Raw genomic sequence first — 19,535 nt, 5'->3', positions numbered from 1 at the left:
GCATCCAACACGCACGCCACCCACTGAACCGAATTACACGGACAATGAACAGGACCAACACAGAATGACAATCAGTACACCCACCAAAACACAAAACCACCAGACAGCGTCGAATTACAGGGGGCGGCCCTCCGACTGATAATAACAATAACAACGCCAACCACCCGGGGGTCAATACGTTCGGGCAAACCGGTCCAGCGCGGAGGCCAGACAGGGGGCGAAACTCGTGAGTTGAGGTCTCAAGCGAAAGCGAGAAAGTACACATGAAACGAGGGGGTTCGATTCGAGCGCGTGGCGGCAGTTCTCAATACTGAGTTTGAATGCCGATGAGTCAGTAGGACGGCTGGTCAATTCAGAATCCGTTGTCGTGTCCAACTCCGGGTTTCTGTGGCACCGATATCTAGTAAGCCCCCTAGCTAGCGACGATGAGCGAATGGGCAGTCTAGGCGGCGACGAGTCACCCCGTTTGTGTTGCCGTCATCGATTGGCGTCCGTTCTATCTCGGTGATCGCTCTCTCCCCAAGAGGAATTTGTGAACCAGGTTCAATCGGTCGACGCAGATCACCGCTGGGAATGTGCGCTCGGATACCCAATCCAATGGATTGACCCAACACGATGGTACTGAGAAGAGTATCGTAATCGTCTCGAACCCAAGAATGAGATCAGTAACTACCAGCCAGGTCAGAGACAGCGTCACCAACTGTGAACTCAGAACACCAATCCAAGACCGTCCTGAAACCACACGGACTCAGAACCGCTTGTGCTTCCCTACTCCAACCAACTTTATCCCCGAACGGCCTCCCGGAAGCAACTCAACTCGCTCCGAGACGATGACGGGTTTGCCTTGGTACTCGTCTCTTGGCTCCGACCTGGATTGGTCGGTTGGTAGCTAATTGTGCTCTTGCTTTTGGGTGTGTTATTGTTATTATCAGTCGGAGGTGGTCCCGGTAATCGGGGGGCGTCTAGGGGTTTTGGGGTGGAGTGTGTAATTCGATGTGCACGCCCATAATCCTCCCCGTAATTTGGGTGTATGGATAGCTGTGGGCAACTGGAATTGATCTCCGCCTCTCTGTTGTGGTTGAGGATGTGTGGTGCGTAGCCTCGGGGGGAGGGTGTCATACAACAGTTCACATAGCCATCGACGGACGTAGCGGTACCAGCGCCGAGGCTGCTATATACGGCCCCACAGGAATCACAGCCGCTACGCTGAATCGTGTTAGCCGAGCAAGAATAGTCAGTATAACGAAATAAATAACCGGCTTCTACATGGTTATAAGCGGCGTGCACCCGGTGCACGGTCTTCTAAGACTGTAACGCTCTGCAAAGGTACCCAAAATGACTATTGCATGTGAAGAGTTCTATGACACGCTGTCGGGGGATCAAGAGTCCTGACGTAGCAACTGCCCCGTGGTCACTCCTGTTCCGGGTTTTTCATGACACAGATGCCTGGTACTGTGCCTAGACACCAACGCAATCTAGGGATTGTCTGTGGGATGGGGGTGCTGGATTGGTTTGTATTCCCCCGTGGATGGGTGGAGGGTGCGTGTTGAGCGTGCCCCCGTGAGTAGAATGTCTACTAGGAGAACTGAACGCGCGGAGGAGTCCGCTCAGACTAGTTGTACCACGCCACAGAGCACTGCGACACCCACCCAACCAATGACGCCAGGCACTCGCTGTGAGGAAATCGTCGAATTCACTACCCAGTCAGGGACACGCCGCCGCATTCGATTCGTCCCCCACCCCAGCAACGACAACCAGTGGCAGCGCATCGAGGAAACCTGGAGCAACCAGCAGTGGCGGCTCGTCGGCCAAGACACCGTCGGCGATGTCGACCACTGGACGCGCCCAGCCTAACCAGACACACCTCGTAGTGAATCGGACGACCAACCAGTCGCGTCGTCGAACCGCGTCGTCACGCAATCCAGACGACCGTTTCATCGAGTCCATATGCACCAAGAAATCATCCTGTATAGCCAGTATGCCGCCAGCGGTCCACACCTCAGCCAGTGGAGGTTCTGGCGGTACTGCCAGCAGCCCCAAACCCAACACAATGCAACCAACCACCAGCCAGCGAACAGCCAACCGAAGTATCACCCCACCAGCCAACAGCACCGAATTATTCGCGGTCCACTGCGGCAACGCACGACCTCGTCCACTAGCGGAACGGAGGATGTGCTGATGAGTGCGCGCCAATCAGCCTCCTTCCGGAGTCGGTTCGTGCGTCCACAAACCACCGGTCGTCGACGCCAGGAGGTGTGTATCTGATGGTGTCGAAGTCACTCGTAGAAGCGGTCTTCGAGCGCTGGGGGAAAGCCTGTGTGGTCTGTGGGCGTCGGCCGGAGGAATGGCTCGAAACCGACTTCGGCACGCGAACGCAAGCGAGACTCTCGTTCCATCACGTCAACGGCGACGACACCGACGACCGCGTCGAGAACCTCATCCCGCTCTGTCAGAGCTGTCACGTCCACATCCACCGCGTCGACGAGCCACCCTACCGGCTGTGGCACCGTCAACTCCCACTCGAGCATCGCCATGCCTGGAATCAACACTACCACGAGTACTACGAAGGCCCCCGGCTCACTCGCGAGGAAGCCACCCAGCAGTTCGGCGACGACGATGGCACCCCCGAGAGCACCAAATACCTCGAATACGAACGCGACGACTGGCCTACCGACAACCAGGAGACCACTGCAGGCCGGGAAACCGAGGATGACCACGAGGACCAAGACTGAACGATACCACGCCGCCGCACCCGATGGAGCGCGAGTGCGTTTCCGCTTCTCTGCGTGACGGACTCCCACTCGGTGTCGGTCGCGCAGGTCAATCCTGCCGATTCGAAATATCCCCCTCGAGGGAGAGACCACGTCTGGAGAAGGATGTGTCGTGGACTGATTTTTCTCTCCCCAGGAGTGGTGGAGGAAGTATCCAGTGAGAACCAGTGTTCTACGGACTGTATCGAGTAGCAGGATCACGGCCTGGAGGCCGGGATGATGAGTGATACCTGGACCGTCTTTGATGTGCTCGCGAATCGTCGACGCCGATGGGTGCTCGGCGTGCTCGCGTTCAGTCCACGAACCCCAATCCCAGTGCGGGACCTCGCTGAATCCATTGCAGCCTTCGAGTTCGAGAATCCAACGACCACACAGACAAAGCGAGTCCGAACAAGTCTCCGACGAACCCACTTAGACTGCCTCGAGGCGATTGACGCAATCCATATCTCTCAGGACGGAGTTTCGCCCGGACCATCGTTCCACACCATCTTCCACATCCTATCCGTTGGTCTCACCCACCAACCCCACACCCAATCGTGACAGCTACCCGAGTACCACCCAGGAAAATCAGCCAAAACAGGAGTCTACCGACAGCTCCGCCCTACAGGGCGGAGACGGTAACTTGAATTAGGCATCGGTATGTTTGCGAGCGTCCTGTAGGCGATCCGAGCCAGCCGTCAGATCGGTAGTGTCCGTATCGATGAACTCCGTGTGCGAGACGCCAAGTGCGTCCAAGAGAGCACGCCAAGAGATGGTGTAGGTGAGTTGTTCGCCCATCGTGTCGTGGTCGGTCAGCGCCCAGGTATCGATGTGGTCATCAACACGGATGGCGGGGACGACTAGTTTCCCGATTTCTCGCTCGATTCCCGAGTCGATGGTGTAGACGACGAAGAGGTATAGATGGAGGCGGTTGGTGTCTTCGTAGACGTCTGCGCTGGCAAGCAACCGGTGGTGGTGTGGTCCCCAGATCCGGAACCGTCCGGGGGTTTGGGATGGATACTGGTCGATTGTGGTTTTGACCTCAAGATAGCAACTGATTCCGGATGGACTCGGAACGAACGCATCCACCCAGGGGCCTGGCGACCACTTCTCGAAGCGCGCAGTCTCGCTAACGAGGGCAGTGGCGAGTCGTTCGGCGTTGTAGCCGCGTGGCGCTGCGGTTTCACGCCCCCGGCCGTAGGGCTCATTGCCGTCGAATTGCTCACGCACATCCTCCAGTTTGAGCCCGGGACGAACGACAATCCCCGGCAGATCGTCACTCATCCGCCCGGGGAAGCAGCAGATAGATGGCTTGCCGCAGATAGTAGGCGGCATCCGGATCGTCGATTCCGGGATAGGTATTGAGGAGCGTGGCAACGACTGAGTCGAGTGACTGACTTGAGAGCTGGCACTCACAGAATGACGTGGTGAGATCGCCAGTTGGGGTGGTCGTGAGTTCGGTGATTGGCTTGCCACAGCGGGGACACACAGCCAGCGAAGCACCGTCATCGATTGCCGGCGTGTCGATGGTGCTCTCTAGGCGGAGGGCTTGGCTGGTGAGGCGGTCGCGGCCGTCAGTCGTCACCTCGTATGGATCCAGCGGCATCTCAGCCTCGATAAGGCCGGCTTCGTCGAGGGCCTGGAAGCTGCCCAGGAGCTCTTGGTCGGTGAGCCGCGGGTGCTGTGGGGTAGTGAGTGCCGCTCGGATATCACTGCGGGTCGTTGACTCTCCATCGCGTTCTCGTCGAGCGATGATATAGAGGAGTGTGCGCGCTGGGCCGGACAGGTCAGTCCAAGCGACTGGGGCTTGTTGTGACGGCATTTACTGTGTAGTCGGAGTGTCGGCCGCACTCCACAAGGTTGGACTCCCCCCAACGCCCCTGTAGAACAACGCCAGCAGGCCGCCATCACAGAACGGGCCGGAGAACCACAGATACAGCCGTTTCGTCGCTAGTTTCGGAGGCGGATTCACTGACAGCGACCGTTGGGGGTACCACAACGCAAGAGAGACAGAAAACCACCAACTCCTCGAGGACCAAGCTTTCAGAAAGACACTGGGGAAGCTACGCCAAATTCTACTCTGAAGTATGACATTTCAAAGTATGATTAACGAAGGTACTATCTCCTCGTATCTCTGGCCCTCGATGCCCGAGACACGCTTTTCACTACGCCGCACGTCCTTTGTTCACTCGCAAGTAAGGGAGTTCTCTCCGTAGGCTACGTCAACGCTGCCTTGACGTATTTTGTGGAGACAAAACACTGGGACAGCGCATACATCGACCGGCTCCGAAGCGAATACCTTTGAGCGGCTCCCAGTATCTTCGTCGACGATGTCTCACCCTTGTTCCGAGCCTCCCCAATTTCGTTCTCTCGAATCTGGCTCACGTCGTCACGCCCGTTGTAGTCGATTGGCGATGATCTCGAGGGTCTCCCAGAGCACACCGGTCGGCGCTGTCGCGGCAAGCGATACTTCCTCGTAGTTGTAGTCATCGCTCGGTGCGGTCCGCTCCTGGAAATGGAGATGGCCCTCGACGTGTGGATTTGGTTCAAGGTGGACGCCACAGTCGAACCCCGACGATTCACGATAGTGGATTTTGAAATTCGACGTAAGCGATGTCCGGTGGCGGTCATCCAGAGTCGCCGCTGGTGGAATATGGGGATTTGGCTGCCACGTCACCCGTAGCGACGCCGATTCACTCTTACGCCCAAACTGTGCCGGGTCGACGTCCGCCTCAAGTTCAGCATACTGCCCATCCGGGCTCCCCCACGCAGAGCTGATGGCTGGATGGCGTTCGAGTTGCTCGCGCAGTGATCGCAGAATGCGGTGGCGTTTCTCAGCGACGTCCTGCGTCGACTTCCAGCCGCCATCCGGTCGCTGTAAATGGCGGTCAAGCCCGCTATCGACGGGAGGGTGCTCCGTTCCGTTATCATCATCGCCCGCGTCGGTCATGCAGAGGTCGGTGGGCGAGCGGTATAGGTCTCGTAGTGGTCAATCGCGTCCCGAAGCAGTGAGAGTTGATACTGTGCGGACTCCCAATCTGCTGCGATACGAAGCCGCTTTTGCGCTTCCGCAACCGAAATCTCGTTCGTGACGGACGCTCGAAGCGACCGTGGTGATTCGACATCGTACTCCGCTTTCCAGGTCGCAATATCAGAGTGGATCGCTGTGGCCTGTTGGCTGAGAGTAGGTTCTGAGTTCTTTGCGACGAGTTCTTGGATTGCAGTCAGGCGGGTGTAGACTGGGTCCGGATAGTACGTTTTACCCTGTGGTGACTCGTCGGTGACGAGCACACCGAGGTCGACGAGCCGGTCAAGATGATTCCTGGCCGTTGGTTCAGAAACATGTGCTTCATCAGCGATCCAGCCAGCCGTCCGTGGGTTCTCAAGCGATGACGCAACCGATCGTACTCGGTCGAATCCCGTGGTTGCTTCTTTCCATCGGGAGACATACGCCGGTTGGTCGTCCCCATTATGAGAGTCGGCCATACGCTACACCACGCCACGGAGAAATATAGTATTTCCCCAAGGTAAATTATGTTGTTTCGACTATCCGATCTTTCTGCGAAGAGAGAATCCCCTCCCCCGCCGTTTACAGGCGGTCGAGGAGAATTCCCTGGAGCTTGACCCCGAGGCGATTCACACGAGTTGTACCACACCACAGAGCACCGCGACGCCAACGCAGCCAATGACCCCTGGCACTCGCCGTGAACAAATTCTGGAGTTCACCGACCAATCCGGGACACGACGCCGCATCCGGTTCGTTCCCCAATCTAACCACGACGACCAGTGGCAGCGTATCGAAGAAGTCTGGCGTAACCGAGAGTGGCAGCTCATCGGCCAAATGACATCCTCCCCGGCGTGAACGCCGGGGTTTCCGCCGTGGGAGTCTCAGCCGGTCTCAGAGTCCCCGGAGGCAACATTCCCGTTGTGGTGGACGGTACTCGGGTCTGTGCGCTGTTCTTTGGAACGATGAGAGCGTGGTGACTCCGACCAGAGTATCCTACGGTCGGCGTAGGAGAACGTTGCCTCCGTAGGGGGTGGCGCTAATTCCAGACCCCCAACGCGAGGAATACCACGGCTTCAGCCGTGTGGAGGATGTCAATCAGGCGTTCGCCTTCCGCTCCTGTCTTGACTCAGTCGTGAGCGGGATGTCGGCGTCGATCTCGTCGTACCACACGACCGGCCGCTTCGCCCGGCCATCTTCTTCGAGTTCGACGAGGCCGTAGTCGGCCAGCTCGTTCACATTCTCGAGGACCTCTGGCGGGTTTCGGTCAACGAGGCGCGCAAGCTCGCGGATACTTCCCGGCTCGTGTTCGACGATCGCTTTCAAGAGCTCGAGGTTGGTTGAGCGGAAGACACGGCCGAACGTTTCGAGGTTCTCGATCGAGAGCGTCGGCTCGCTGGGTTCGACATCCTCGCCAGTGTCGATCGCTTCGAGGTGCTCTTCGAGGTCGCTACGGTCGGCGGACTTGATCTGAACGTGGAGTGTTTGGGTCATTGGGAATACACAATCTGTTGTTGGTTGTGGGTGAGTCGAGGACTAGTTCCTCGGTCACCGTACTCGGACGAGCTACCAGTCGTCGCGCTTCTCCTCTGGGAGGGCTGCCCGCCAGGCACGGAAGATCTCCGCAAGGCCGGGGTAGTCGATCTCGAAGGTCTCGCCCCCGAGATGGAGCTCGTGGACGCCGTGGTGGTTATCGAACCGGATGATCGGGTCGTCCGCCCCGGCTTCGCTGTAGTGGTAGGTGTACTTGATCCCGTCCTCGAACCGGTCTGAGGTCGGGACCGAGAGCACGCGCACCCGCGCAACGGTGCCGTCGGCGTAGGCTTCAATCTCGTCTTCGAGTACGGTGACATCATCGCTCATCCACACCTGTGCCAAGGCACGCCGTTCCGATAAGTGTTAGGGAAAATACTAACAAAAGTACGGAAACACCCAGCACGTCGGCGTAGCCCCACAAGAACAGGCCCGACCGTAGACCGGCAAATATCCCAACGCTTGCGGTGCGGTCCGGGAAGCCCCGTCGTCGCCGGGCGAAGCCCGGCTGCCTGAGGGATCTTCGATCCCTCTCTGTTCACGACGGAGGGGAGGTCACTGGTCGCCGCCGTCTGGCACGGCTTCCCCAGTGTCGCCGCCGAGATCGTGGAAGTAGTTCTCGGCGTTGTAGATATCGATGTGGAGTCCTTCTTCAGTCACGTTATGGCCGAACTCACTCTTGGGATCGTGGTCGTATCGAACGACTTCCGTCCACGTATCGTCGAGGCGGTATTCCAGCTGAACGAGGAAGCGCGTGACGTCGCCACGGTCATGCGAGTACTCCATTCGTCGCCGCACACTGTCAGTGATCTTAATCGTCCGTGGAACGCCCTCCCAGAAAAACGACTCGCCTTACCGACGCAGGGTGTCTACGGCGTCAACGCCGACTTTCCAGATTTGCCGAATAACCAGCTTCACGTCGTATCCGAACGACTGCTGTTTGACGTACTGGAGGTCGTAGCGTAGTTTCTCCTCGGGGTCGGTGCTCTTGACGTCGTTCACTTGCGCTAACCCTGTCAGTCCGGGTTTCACGAACCATCGTTTCCGCCACGACTGCTCCTCGGCCTCCAACAGCGACTCCTCTTCGGTCCACACCGCACGCGGACCGACGACGCTCATGTCGCCCACCAGAATCGACCACAGCTGTGGGATCTCGTCCAGATGCGTCTGCCGTAACACACGGCCGACGCGCGTGATCCGGTCGTTGTCCTCGTCGTCGACTGGCTCCGCAGATTCACCCTTCGATCTCATCGACCGGAACTTGTACACGTCGAACGTCTCCCCGAACACCGCAGTGCGTTCCTGGCGGTACAGCACCGACCCGCCGTCGTCGAGCTCGATCGCCACCGCAATCCCGAGAATCACCGGGCTCAGCACGACCAGCCCGATCCCGGAGAACGCCACGTCGAAGACGCGTTTCAGGGCGTAGTCTTGGACGTCCCAGGGTTCGACGTCGACGGTGGCGAGCGTGCCGACGTCGTCGTCGGCGGTGAGGACGCGGTCGGCGTGGTCGCGGTGGACTTTGGCCGCGACGCCGTGCTCGTAGCAGGCGTCCAGTGCGCCGAAGAACTCGGCGCGGTCGGTGCGTTCGAACGCGAGCACGACCGTGTCGATGTCGTGGGCGACGAGCACGTCTTCGATCCGGGAGAGGCCGCCGAGGCGATCGTGGTCGCTGAGCGCGTGTGCATCACTGCCGCCGTCCGCGACGGCGGGGTGTGGGGGGGCGGCGTCCGGGGTGCGTGGGACGACTGTGGGGCAGACGTAGCCGTAGAGTGGGTGGTCGATGTCGGCGACGAGGCGCTCGATTTCGTCGAGCGTGTCGCCGACGACGATGGTGCGGGCTGCCGTCGTCGGGGTGGGGCGGCGGCGGATCCAGACGAACAGCGCGGGCACTGCAACGAGAAGGACTGGTGTGACCGCGAGCAGCGTCGTTCTGGGGAGGCGGTACGTGTAGTCGAAGTAGCCGATGGCAGCGAGCGCGAACAGGGCGACGACGACGCGTTTCTGCGCGAGCACCACGACGTCGAGGACGCGACGGGGACGGGGTTTGTACAGGGGGAGGCAGGCCACGGCGACGACGCAGACGGTGGTACTGACTTCGAGTAGTCCTTCAGCGACGCCCGGCGGGTCGGCCGCGAGCTGGGCGAACACCGGGAGCGCCCCGGTGAGTGCTTGGCCGGTAGGGCTGTTGGCGACCCCGACCGCGAGCGCGGTGAGCAGGCAGACCCCCGCAATACTCCCGAGTCGGTACCGCCACCCGCCAAGCATCGTCTATCACTGAGTGGTGGGCGGGGCGAGCGGTTAAGCACTCCGACTTCGCCCCGGGGAGTGCACGTCGGTGGCGAGTTCCTGTGGACTTAAGCGCCCGAGCCGCGACAGTGGAACGTAATGCAGGCAATCGTCGTGGCGGCGGGGCGCGGAACGCGCATGGGACCGCTGACGGAGACGCGGCCGAAGCCACTGGTGCCGGTGGCGGGCGCGACACTGCTTGAGCACGTGTTGGATGCGGCGGCCGGGGTCGTCGACGAGTACGTGATCGTGGTGGGGTATCGGGGCGACCAGATCCGGGAGCGGATCGGCGCGTCGTACGCCGGGACGCCGGTGGTGTACGCCGAGCAGGACACCCAAGAGGGGACCGCGCACGCCGTCGGCTGTGCGGAGCCACACGTCGAGGAGTCCTGTCTGGTGTTGAACGGGGACGTCTACGTGACGAGCGCGCTGGTCGAGGCGTTGGCCGGCGCGGACGGGACGGCGATGTCGGTGATGCCGGTTGCGGACCCACAGTCGTATGGGGTGGTGGAGCGCGGCGACGACGGCCGGGTGACCAATGTCGTCGAGAAGCCGACGGACCCACCGACGGATCTCGCGAACCTCGGGCTGTACCGGTTCACGCCACGAGTGTTCGAGTACATCGACACCGTCGAGCGCAGCGAGCGCGGCGAGTACGAACTGACGGACGCGCTCGCGCGGGCGATCGACCGCGAGGACGGCGGCGTGACGGCGGTGTCCTACGACGGCCCGTGGCTGGACGTGGGGCGGCCCTGGGAGTTGCTCGCGGCCAACAGCGCGCTCCTGGCGGAACAGGAGCGCGAGATCAACGGAACCGTGGCGGACGGCGCGACGCTGACGGGACGCGTCGTCGTCGAGGACGGCGCGCGGGTTCGCGATGGCGCATACATCGAAGGGCCGGTCGTCATCCAATCGGGTGCGGATGTCGGGCCGAACGCCTACGTTCGCGGCGCGACCGTTGTCGGACCAGACGTCCGGGTTGGGAACGCCGTGGAGGTGAAAAACTCGATTCTGATGGCTGACACGGCGGTGGGCCATCACGCGTACGTCGGGGACAGCGTGCTTGGGGCGAACGTGAACTTCGGTGCGGGCACGAAGGTCGCGAACCTCCGCCACGACGACACCCCTGTTCAGGTGCAGGTCAAAGGCGAGCTGGTCGACACGGGCCGCCGGAAGTTCGGGGTCGTCGTCGGGGACGACACCAAGACCGGGATCAACACGAGCCTGAACGCGGGCGTGACGCTGGGAACGGGGACGCGAACAACACTCGGGGCGGTCGTGACAACTGATAAGGGCCGTGACTGAGAGAACACAGTCAATGCAGGCTGTTGTGCTGGCGGCGGGGAAGGGAGAGCGGCTCTGGCCGCTGACGGAGAACCGGCCGAAGCCGATGGTGCCGGTTGCCAACCAGCCCATCCTGGAGCATATCGTGGACGCGTTGGTGTCGGCGGGCGTCACGAGGGTGGTGTTGGTCGTGGGGTCGAACCGGGAGCGCGTCCAGCGGCACTTCGAGGACGGCTCGCGGTGGGGGATCGAGATCTCCTACGTGGTCCAAGACCGACAGCTCGGCACGGGCCACGCGCTCGCGCAGGCGGAGTCCGTGGTTGGGGAGTCGTTTGTCGCGCTGAACGGCGACCGCGTCATCGACGCGTCGCTGGTCGAGGACGTTTGGGAGTGCCACCGCGAGAGCGGCGACCCCGCAATGGGCGTGACACAAGCCGAGACGCCGAGCGCGTACGGCGTGGTCGATCTCGACGGCGGGGCCGTCGCCGGCATCGACGAGCAGCCGGTGCCCGAGCTGGTGGCGTCGGAGTACATCAACGCCGGCGTGTACGCGTTCGACCCGAGCGTGTTCGCGGCGATCCGGCGGACCGACAGCTACGGCGAGCTGGCGCTCACGGACGCCCTCGACGAACAGCTCGCGGACCACGAGCTGCGGGCCGTGCGGTACGACGGCCGGTGGCTCGACGTCTCCGAGCCGTGGGATCTGGTTGCGGCCAACAGCGCGCTCATCACGGACCGGCGCTTCGACCCGCCGGTGGAGCGGCGCAAGCCCCGAGGGAGCGTGCCGGGCGACGATCAGCAGGCACCGGTTGGCGGAGGGACCGTCTGTGGCGAGGGCGTTATCGTGCACCCGCAGGCAGTGGTCCGGAACGGCGTTGCGCTCGGCGACAACGTGACCGTCGGTGCGAACGCAGTGATCGAACAGTCGATACTGTTACCTGACTCGACGGTCAACCCAGGCGCAGTAGTGAACGACAGCATCGTCGGCGCGAACGCGACCATCGGCCCGAACACGACCGTGGAGGGCGGTCAAACAGACGTAGTGCTTGGTGACACGGTCCACCAGGGGGTTCGGTTCGGGGCGTTGGTGGGCGACAACGCCGAGGTCGGCGCGGGTGTGACGGTCGCACCCGGGTCGATCGTCGGGAACAGCGCGGTCGTCGACAGCGCCACGGTCGTCACCGGGCGCGTCGACGACCAGGCGCACGTTACGAGAGGCTGACTATGTGTGGAATCACGGGCTACATCGGCACCGATCCGACGGGGCGCATCGTCCACGAGGGACTGCAGAACCTCGAATACCGCGGCTATGACTCCGCCGGCATCGCGCTCGCCGGCGGCGGCTCGCTGTCGGTGCACAAGACCGGCGGCGAGGTCGGCGACCTCCCAGTGCCGTCCCGCGAGGACGGGACGCGTGGCATCGGGCACACGCGCTGGAGCACCCACGGCGAGCCGACGCGGGAGAACGCACACCCGCATACGGACTGCACGGGCGACGTGGCCGTGGTGCACAACGGCATCATCGAGAACTACGCCGCGCTCGCCGACGAACTGCGGGCCGACCACGTCTTCCACAGTGACACTGACACCGAGGTCGTCCCACACCTCATCGAAACCCATCTCGCCGACGGCGTGTCGCTGCTGACGGCCGTGCAGCGCACGACCGAGCGCCTCACCGGGAGTTACGCGCTCGCGATCACCGCCGCCGGCCACGACGGCATCGTGGTGGCGCGGTCGGACAGCCCGCTGTTGCTCGGGCACGGCGACACCGGCACGTTCGTCGCCAGCGACGCCACCGCGTTCATCGAGCACACCAACCGGGTCACGTACCTCCGGAACGGCGACATCGCGCACCTCACCGAGACCGAGTGGACGGTGTACAACGACGGCGCGCGCGTCTCACGGGACGTCGAAGCGCTCGACTGGAGCGCCGACGCGGCGGGGAAAAGCGGCTACGACCACTACATGCTCAAGGAGATCCACGAGCAGCCACGCGCACTCCGGCAGGCGATCTCCGGCCGCATCAGCGATCTCGGGACGGACGTGACACTCGACATGGAGCTGTCCACGGAGACACTGCAGAACGTCGCGGAGCTCCAGATCGTTGCCTGCGGCACGTCGTATCACGCCGGCTTGTACGCCAAAGAGCTCCTGGAGACCCACGCCGACCTGCCGGTGACCGTGCACGTGGCAAGCGAGTACGAGCTTCGGGGCGGCCGCAGCCCCGAGGACACGCTCGTAGTGGCGATCACCCAAAGCGGGGAGACAGCGGACACGCTGGCCGCGCTCCGGAGCGCGGCCCAGAAGGGAGCACCCACGCTCGCGTTGACGAACACGCTCGGCAGCACGGTCACGCGGGAGGCCGACGACGCGCTGTTCATTCGCGCCGGCCCCGAGATCGGCGTCGCTGCCACGAAGACGTTCGTCTCACAGGTGGCGACCGCCGCACTGCTGACCATGCACATCGGGCGCGCCCGCAACGCCATCAGCACGGGCGACGCCGCCGCGCTCCGGGACGCGATCCGCGACCTACCGGGGGCGGTCCAGCAGGTCCTCGATCAAGCCCCCGAGATCGCGTCGATCGCCCGCGAGTACGCCGACAGCGACGCGTTCTTCTACGTCGGGCGGCGAGCCGGCCGACCAGTGGCCTTGGAGAGCGCGCTCAAGCTCAAGGAGATCTCCTACGACCACGCCGAGGGGTTCAGTGCGGGCGAGCTCAAACACGGCCCGCTCGCGCTCGTCACGGACAACACGCCCGTGGTGGCGGTGTTGACCGAGTACGCGGCACCGGAGAGAACCGCGAACAACGTCAAAGAGGTGCAGTCCCGGGGCGCGGACGTCATCGGGCTCGCGAGCGACGCCGGGACCGCGCGCCACGCCGACGTCACGATCACGCTCCCGGCGTGTGGTCCCCTGGAGCCGGTCGTGGCGAACGTTGCCCTCCAGTTGTTCGCGTACCACATCGCCAACGAGAAGGGGCGTCCCATCGACAAGCCCCGGAACCTCGCGAAGAGCGTGACCGTCGAGTAGCGCTACGCGGTGACTGTCGTCCCGTTGCCCACGGCGGCCGCCGGCACGGTGACTGTGCCGCCGGTCGAAACCGAGTACGCGCCGGGGTACGCCACTGTCACGGTGTAAGTCCCGTTGGCCGCGGCGGTCGTGGTCCGAGTGTACGTGACCGCCTGCCCGGAGACCGTGCCCTCGTGTGTCAGCGTGACCGACGCGTTCGACGCGGCGGTGCCGGTGACCGTCGCCCCCGGGACGACGCGGTAGACCGTTTTTGCGTCGCCAGCCCAGACCGCGCGGTAGTGCGCCAGCCCCGACCCCCAGGCGGTGAGTGCCGAGCCGATCGTGCCGGTGGCACCGTCGGGGACGGAGTTGGTGTCGAAGACGACGAACGCGGCGCGATCTTGGAGCCGGTCGTTCCACTTCCCCGGGGTCGTGGAGCGGAGGAAGTCGTCGTAGTTCGATTGAGCGTACCGGTAACTGCGGCCGTCACCGGATCCGAACCAGTTGTACAGCCGGTTTCGGGACCACCGGCTGAACACGTACGTGGTGTCGTCGGTCCAGTCAGGCGCGTTGAGCGCCGCTTCGACGTGCGTGGCCGCGTGGTACGCGTCGTCGCTTTGCACCAGCGTGTTCGTGCGCAGCGGCGTCATGACTGCGCCGAGCCCGCCGACCAGCAGGAACGCAACCCCGATGCGGAGCGCGCGCGACCGGGTGGGGATCGCAAGCGAGCGCACGCGCTCGCGATCCGACGATCGGGCCGAGAAGTCAAGCGGCGGATCCGCGAGGTCGACCACCGAGAGGAAGTACACGAACGCGACCGCAGCGAAGACGGCGACGAACACGGACAGCTCACCGGAGAATCGGACCTGTGTCACCGCGAACGCGAACAACACGGTGCCGTAACAGCCGGTGAGCAGCCATCGTGGCCGCGAGCGCGCCACGCCCGTGTACATCGCCCACGCACCCGCGGGCAGCGCGAACAGCAACGCCGTCCCGTAGAAGAAGATCGGCCCGGCGAACAGTCCGTACGTCGTGCTGAACAGCGATTTCGTCTCCACGATGGTGCTTCCGGACTGCCCAACGAATCGCGCCCCCTCCTGTTGGAGCTCCGCGACAAACGAGGGATCGATCGTCGCGACGACGGCGAACGCGGCGACGCCGCTGGCTGTGGTGAGCACTGGGGCTGTCCACGATGGCACCCCCACGCGTCGGACGCCGGCCGCGATGAGGGCGGCAGCACCAACGCCGAGTCCGGCCAGCAGCGGTGGCGCAACGATTACCGGCGACTGCCACCCGAGCAGAACATGGCCGGCGACTGCGAGCACGCCGCCGGCGGTGAGTGCAGCGGCGAGCGGGAGGTCTGCGAGCGGCGACTCACCGTCGGCAAGCGCGGCGCTGCGCGCGACCGCGTACACGACGAGCGGAACGAACAGCAGCGGCGCGGCGTTCCAGGAGTGAGCTTGTGCGGCGACGCTGCCGGCGAGTACACAGCCCCACGGGAGGTGGCGTCGCCAGCCAGAGTCGTCGGGAACGGCGACACCCGCCCCCGGGAGTAGACGGACGGCCGCAAGCACGGTGAGCGAGAGCCACACGAGATCAAGGGCGTGGTGGTCGCCGAACCCGAGTGCGGTCCGGTAGGCGTGCACGGGCAACACGGCCAAGACAAGTACGGCTGTGATCCCGACCCGGCGGTCGTGGGACAGCGTGGTCGCCAGCAGATAGCACGCCACTGCCGTCACGACGGCCGCCGCCACTGGATACCAAGCGGTGGCGTGTGCGGCGGCGCTCGCGCTCCCGCCGAGCAGCCGCGTGGCACCGACCAGCACCACCACCAGCAGTGGTTCGCCGCGAGTGATACGGGCCGGAACGTCAAGCAGTCCGGCCCCCGACTGCTGCATTGCCGACACCAGGTACCGGTAGTAGTAGGGGTCGTTGCCGAGCAACACGACGTGTCCGGCCCGGAACACCCGCGGGAAGACGAACACACGCAGCGCAACGACGACCAACAAGCTGGCGGCGAGGAACCAGGCCGCACGCGAGGAGACCGACGGGCTGGGAACACGGTCACGAAGCGAGACCGCGGCTCCGTCGGCGTCGGATGGGTCGGCGTCCGGGTCGCCGAGCGCCGCCCGGACGGCCTGCCGGTCGGCGAGCACGTAGCCGTCGCCGGACTCGACGACGATGCCGCGGCCCACGAGTTCGCCGAACACCCCGGAGTCGACTGGCGCGTCGTCGAACGTCCACGTGTCCTGGCTCCGATCGACCTCGACGAGCGCATCGAGGGCGTCGGCGAGCGCCGGACGGTCAGCGAGGAGGGCCGTGGTCGCCGCGCGCACGTCACTCATTCGTTTTTGTCACGCCAGCCAGCGGGCTAATGTGTTTCGACTCCGCGACGCCCACACGGGCGCGCGATCATTCGCCGAGCGCCTCGACGGGCGGATCGTTGGCTGCTTTCCACGCCGGATAGAGCCCGCTGAGCAGGCTGGCGAAGACCGCGAACAGGAACCCGTAGACGAGGTATTTCGAACTCGGCCACACCAGCACGTCCATGGCGTTTTGCGTGATTTTGTCGAAGATGAACGCACCCACGCCGAGGGACGCAAGCGAGCCGACTAACCCACCGACAGCGCCCAGGAACATCGCCTCGGTGAGGATCATACGAAGAACTTCTCCCCGACGGATGCCGACCGCGCGCAGCACGCCGATCTCGCCGCGGCGCTCGATCGTGCTCATCAGCATGACGTTGAGGATGGCCACACTCGCCACCAACAGTGAGATCGAGCCGATGCCGAGCAACCCCCGTTTGAGCGTTCTCATGAACTTGTTCGCGCCCTTACGGGCTTCTGAAGTGCTCCGGATTTCGAGGATTTTCTCCTCGGTGCGGCCGTAGGAGTTGAACGCCGAGTCGAGGCGGTCAGCGATCCGGGCCGCATCAGATCCCGAGTCGGCGTAGATATCGACGGTGTCGTACTCGTCCTGATCGGCCATCGCAGACAGCGGCACGACGATCTCGGCGAACCCGCCGAACCGAGAGGTGGTGGTGATGATACCACGAATCCGGTACAGAGTGCCGTCGTACTTGACGGGATCGCCGACCCCGAGACCGAGCGTCTCGGCGGTCTGGTTGGTGAGCAACGCGCCCGAGTGAAGGGTTTCGGGTGGATTCGCCGACGTAATGTTGTACGGCTCGGCCACCTCGGTCGCGGCGGTGACGGTGACCACGTCAACGGTGCCAGCGCGGGAAGAAAGCGACGTGGAATCGGATTTCTGCTCGACGACGGTGCCGGCGCTCACCAAGTCATCAATTCGTTCGACCTGCGCCTGCGTGATCCCGTACTCTTCGGCGTCCTCACCGGAGGTAACCGAGACTTTGTTGCCGAGATCACCGAGCTGGGCGGAGGCTTGCTGATTGATCGCGGCGCTCGCCATCCCCATCGATGCGATCGAGATCACACCGATCACGATCCCGAGCGCAGCCAGCGCAGTCCGCACGCGGTTCCGCCCGAGGTTCCGCCACGCCATCAACACGCTGGGGAACCGAGCGAGCACACTCACGTGTGTAACACCCCATCGACGAGGTTGACTGCACGGTCGGAGAACTCCTCGAGTTGCGTGTCGTGAGTGATCGCAACCACGGCGATGTTCTCCTCCTCGGTGAGCCGCTGCATCTCGGTGAGGATCGTGCCACCGGTCTCCTGATCGAGGTTCCCCGTGGGTTCGTCCGCTAGCAGGATCTCGGGTTCGTTGATCAGCGAGCGCGCGATCGCGACGCGCTGCTGTTGCCCACCGGAGAGCTCGCTCGGAGTGTGTGTAAGACGGTCCTCGAGCCCGACGCGCTCCAGGAGATCGACCGCGCGATCGTGGCGGTCAACGGAGGTATCCCACATTGACGGCAGTTCCACGTTCTCCACGGCCGTCAGCATCGGGAGCAGGTGAAACGACTGGAAGACGAACCCCAGTTCCGCGCGGCGCTCCTCGGTGCGCTCGTCCTCACTGAACCCGGTCACGTCCTGGCCGTCGAGGATGACGTTGCCCTCCGTGGGCGAGTCAAGCAAGCCGATCATGTTCAGCATCGTGCTCTTGCCGGAGCCGGACGGCCCAACGACGGTCACCATTTCGCCGCGCGCCGCCGAGAAGTCAACGCCTTTCAGCGCCTCGACGGTCTCGGCACCGGTTTCGTACCGTTTGACCACGCCTTCGAGTTCGATGATGCTCATGGGTTCCGCCAGCGTCGAACAACGACGACGACGATCGCAATCACAGCGACAGCGCCCCCGATCTTGAACAGCGGCAACCCGCCACCGCTCGCGCCGTTGGACGGGCTGGGCGCGCGGTTCTGCTGTTGGCCCGGCGCGCGCTCGGGCGGGGTAGCGCTCCCGCTGGACGCGCCGCTCACGTCGACGGTCACGACGTCCGAGTAGCGCTGCCCGTCGGCGGAGTAGTTCACCGTTATCGGGATCTCGTCAACAGCCGAGTCCGCCTGCACAGTCATATCGAAAGTTGCGAACTCACTGGTTTCGATCTTTCCCACGAAGTACCCGCCGTTGGCGGACAGCCCATCACCGACGGCGTTGACGCGCACCGACGCAGCGTCCGCACTGCCGAGGTTCGCAGCGTCGCCGCTGATCGTGTACGTGGTCCCCCCACCGGATGCCTCAACACCAGTGAGCGCAACGTCTGCGGAGCGCTGTGGTTGGTAGGTGAGTGTCGTGTTCGTGGTGTGGGTACTGTGTTCGTCGTCGAGGGTGTACTCGCCGCGGATCACTAACTCGCCGCTGGGGATCGACGCCCCATCGAAGGTGACGTTCGCACTGTCGCTTTCCGAAACGTTGGCGACTGGCGCCCGCTCGACGATGCGCCCATCGGACACGACCTGCAACTCGCCGGACTTGATCGGGATCGTTCCGTACTGCGTGATCGTGGCCTGGATGTCGGTCGACCCGTTGGTTGCTGTCGTGCGCGCGGAGACGCCCACGTCTGAACTACGATCGTCGACGGTAACGTACACGCTGCGCTGCACGTAGAAGACGCTGCCATCCGGGTTCAGCCCCCGTACGTGGACGCTCAGCTGGTGGTCACCGGGCTCGGTGAACGTGCTCGACAACGGAACCTCAATGGAGTCACCCGCCCCAAGCCTCCCCAGGCTGTCTTCCGTTGCGAGGAGACCGTCGCCGCGCAGTGTGACCTCGTTGACGCGCGCGGACCCGCTTGCCGATCCGGAGTTGTTGATCGACGGGGTGATCAACACCTGCGTGCCCGTCGTTGGGTTCGCAGGCGAGACGGCCACGTCGCCGATGGTGACTGAGACCGCACCGCTGCCAGCGGACTGCGCCCCGGAAAGTGGGGCGACAGCCGACACTGCGGCCAGGGCCAGTACGACGACTGCGAGGCCGGCACCGACACGAGACCGCCGAGTCATCGGTATTCTGGCCGGCTGGCGGACGGTGGCTGGCGGCGTGATTCGACTGGCGTCGATGGAAGGAGGGTGGGATACTGCATTAGGACCGTTCCAGTATCGGGAACGTTCCAGAAACTGGTCGGCTGTGATATGACTCTTTTGGTGGCAGTGAGCGCGCAGTGGCTGTCGCTGGTCGGTCGTCGGTAACAAAGAAAACGGCACCGCAAGTGACCGCGTACGCGCGGTCAGACGTGATTCAGTGGGTCAA

General features: G+C 63.5%; 17 protein-coding genes. 5 read left to right on the top strand and 12 right to left on the bottom strand.

All coding sequences use genetic code 11. From position 1 onward, the window contains the following. Window positions 1–1,656: 1,656 nt before the first annotated feature. Both JRZ79_RS12405 and JRZ79_RS12400 read left to right on the top strand, forming a co-directional pair. Window positions 1,657–1,854, top strand: a complete 198-nt coding sequence (locus JRZ79_RS12405; protein ID WP_231546323.1) for a hypothetical protein — start codon at window positions 1,657–1,659, stop codon at window positions 1,852–1,854. 410 nt (window positions 1,855–2,264) lie between these two features. Further along, window positions 2,265–2,732, top strand: coding sequence for an HNH endonuclease (locus tag JRZ79_RS12400; protein ID WP_231546322.1), 468 nt, complete (start codon window positions 2,265–2,267; stop codon window positions 2,730–2,732). 666 nt (window positions 2,733–3,398) lie between these two features. Here JRZ79_RS12400 and JRZ79_RS12280 read toward each other — a convergent pair. The 8 genes from JRZ79_RS12280 to JRZ79_RS05530 all read right to left on the bottom strand — a co-directional run bounded on the left by JRZ79_RS12280 (window position 3,399) and on the right by JRZ79_RS05530 (window position 9,555). Then, window positions 3,399–4,034 (bottom strand): hypothetical protein, encoded by a 636-nt coding sequence (locus tag JRZ79_RS12280; protein ID WP_205252324.1) that lies wholly within the window; start codon window positions 4,032–4,034, stop codon window positions 3,399–3,401. After that, window positions 4,027–4,356 (bottom strand): hypothetical protein, encoded by a 330-nt coding sequence (locus tag JRZ79_RS11805; RefSeq protein WP_231546321.1) that lies wholly within the window; start codon window positions 4,354–4,356, stop codon window positions 4,027–4,029. Before JRZ79_RS11805 ends, JRZ79_RS12280 begins: the two co-directional genes overlap by 8 nt. Before the next feature lie 783 nt (window positions 4,357–5,139). Next, entirely contained in the window at window positions 5,140–5,700 is a 561-nt protein-coding gene (locus tag JRZ79_RS11545) for a hypothetical protein (protein WP_231546320.1), read from the bottom strand. Further along, entirely contained in the window at window positions 5,697–6,236 is a 540-nt protein-coding gene (locus tag JRZ79_RS10090; RefSeq protein WP_205252322.1) for a winged helix-turn-helix domain-containing protein, read from the bottom strand. The genes JRZ79_RS11545 and JRZ79_RS10090 overlap by 4 nt, the downstream gene beginning before the upstream one ends. A gap of 616 nt (window positions 6,237–6,852) precedes the next feature. Further along, the gene (locus tag JRZ79_RS06905; RefSeq protein ID WP_205252321.1) at window positions 6,853–7,248 is read right to left on the bottom strand and encodes a hypothetical protein; all 396 of its coding nucleotides are present in this window, start codon (window positions 7,246–7,248) and stop codon (window positions 6,853–6,855) included. A 72-nt stretch (window positions 7,249–7,320) separates the two neighbouring features. Beyond that, complete coding sequence (locus tag JRZ79_RS06355) at window positions 7,321–7,617, bottom strand: DUF6516 family protein (RefSeq protein ID WP_136361026.1); 297 nt, start codon at window positions 7,615–7,617, stop codon at window positions 7,321–7,323. 225 nt (window positions 7,618–7,842) lie between these two features. After that, window positions 7,843–8,073 carry a hypothetical protein gene (locus tag JRZ79_RS05535; protein WP_205252320.1) on the bottom strand — a complete coding sequence of 77 codons (231 nt, stop codon included), beginning with the start codon at window positions 8,071–8,073 and terminating at the stop codon, window positions 7,843–7,845. 66 nt (window positions 8,074–8,139) lie between these two features. After that, the gene (locus tag JRZ79_RS05530) at window positions 8,140–9,555 is read right to left on the bottom strand and encodes a sugar transferase (RefSeq protein ID WP_205252319.1); all 1,416 of its coding nucleotides are present in this window, start codon (window positions 9,553–9,555) and stop codon (window positions 8,140–8,142) included. A 120-nt stretch (window positions 9,556–9,675) separates the two neighbouring features. On the opposite strand from JRZ79_RS05530, the gene glmU (JRZ79_RS03800) reads away from it, so the two are divergent. From glmU (JRZ79_RS03800) to glmS, 3 genes are read left to right on the top strand one after another with little or no spacing between them, the layout of a single operon-like run. After that, window positions 9,676–10,881 carry a bifunctional sugar-1-phosphate nucleotidylyltransferase/acetyltransferase gene (gene glmU / locus JRZ79_RS03800; RefSeq protein WP_205252318.1) on the top strand — a complete coding sequence of 402 codons (1,206 nt, stop codon included), beginning with the start codon at window positions 9,676–9,678 and terminating at the stop codon, window positions 10,879–10,881. Window positions 10,882–10,894: 13 nt separating this feature from the next. Then, entirely contained in the window at window positions 10,895–12,082 is a 1,188-nt protein-coding gene (gene glmU, locus JRZ79_RS02260) for a bifunctional sugar-1-phosphate nucleotidylyltransferase/acetyltransferase (RefSeq protein WP_205251325.1), read from the top strand. Window positions 12,083–12,084: 2 nt separating this feature from the next. Then, the gene (glmS, locus tag JRZ79_RS00800) at window positions 12,085–13,890 is read left to right on the top strand and encodes a glutamine--fructose-6-phosphate transaminase (isomerizing) (protein WP_205252317.1); all 1,806 of its coding nucleotides are present in this window, start codon (window positions 12,085–12,087) and stop codon (window positions 13,888–13,890) included. A 2-nt stretch (window positions 13,891–13,892) separates the two neighbouring features. On the opposite strand, the gene JRZ79_RS00385 is transcribed toward glmS, so the two are convergent. From JRZ79_RS00385 to JRZ79_RS00070, 4 genes are all read right to left on the bottom strand, one after another. Next, entirely contained in the window at window positions 13,893–16,214 is a 2,322-nt protein-coding gene (locus JRZ79_RS00385; protein WP_205252316.1) for an STT3 domain-containing protein, read from the bottom strand. A 67-nt stretch (window positions 16,215–16,281) separates the two neighbouring features. After that, window positions 16,282–17,391 (bottom strand): ABC transporter permease, encoded by a 1,110-nt coding sequence (locus tag JRZ79_RS00110; protein WP_205252752.1) that lies wholly within the window; start codon window positions 17,389–17,391, stop codon window positions 16,282–16,284. Window positions 17,392–17,420: 29 nt separating this feature from the next. Next, window positions 17,421–18,086, bottom strand: a complete 666-nt coding sequence (locus tag JRZ79_RS00085) for an ABC transporter ATP-binding protein (RefSeq protein ID WP_205252315.1) — start codon at window positions 18,084–18,086, stop codon at window positions 17,421–17,423. Then, window positions 18,083–19,288 carry a COG1361 S-layer family protein gene (locus tag JRZ79_RS00070; protein WP_205252314.1) on the bottom strand — a complete coding sequence of 402 codons (1,206 nt, stop codon included), beginning with the start codon at window positions 19,286–19,288 and terminating at the stop codon, window positions 18,083–18,085. The genes JRZ79_RS00085 and JRZ79_RS00070 overlap by 4 nt, the downstream gene beginning before the upstream one ends. Window positions 19,289–19,535 lie beyond the last annotated feature (247 nt).

This window comes from Halobacterium sp. BOL4-2, assembly GCF_016917835.2.
Lineage (GTDB): Archaea > Halobacteriota > Halobacteria > Halobacteriales > Halobacteriaceae > Halobacterium > Halobacterium salinarum.
This window is presented reverse-complemented; position numbering and strand designations above follow the sequence as displayed.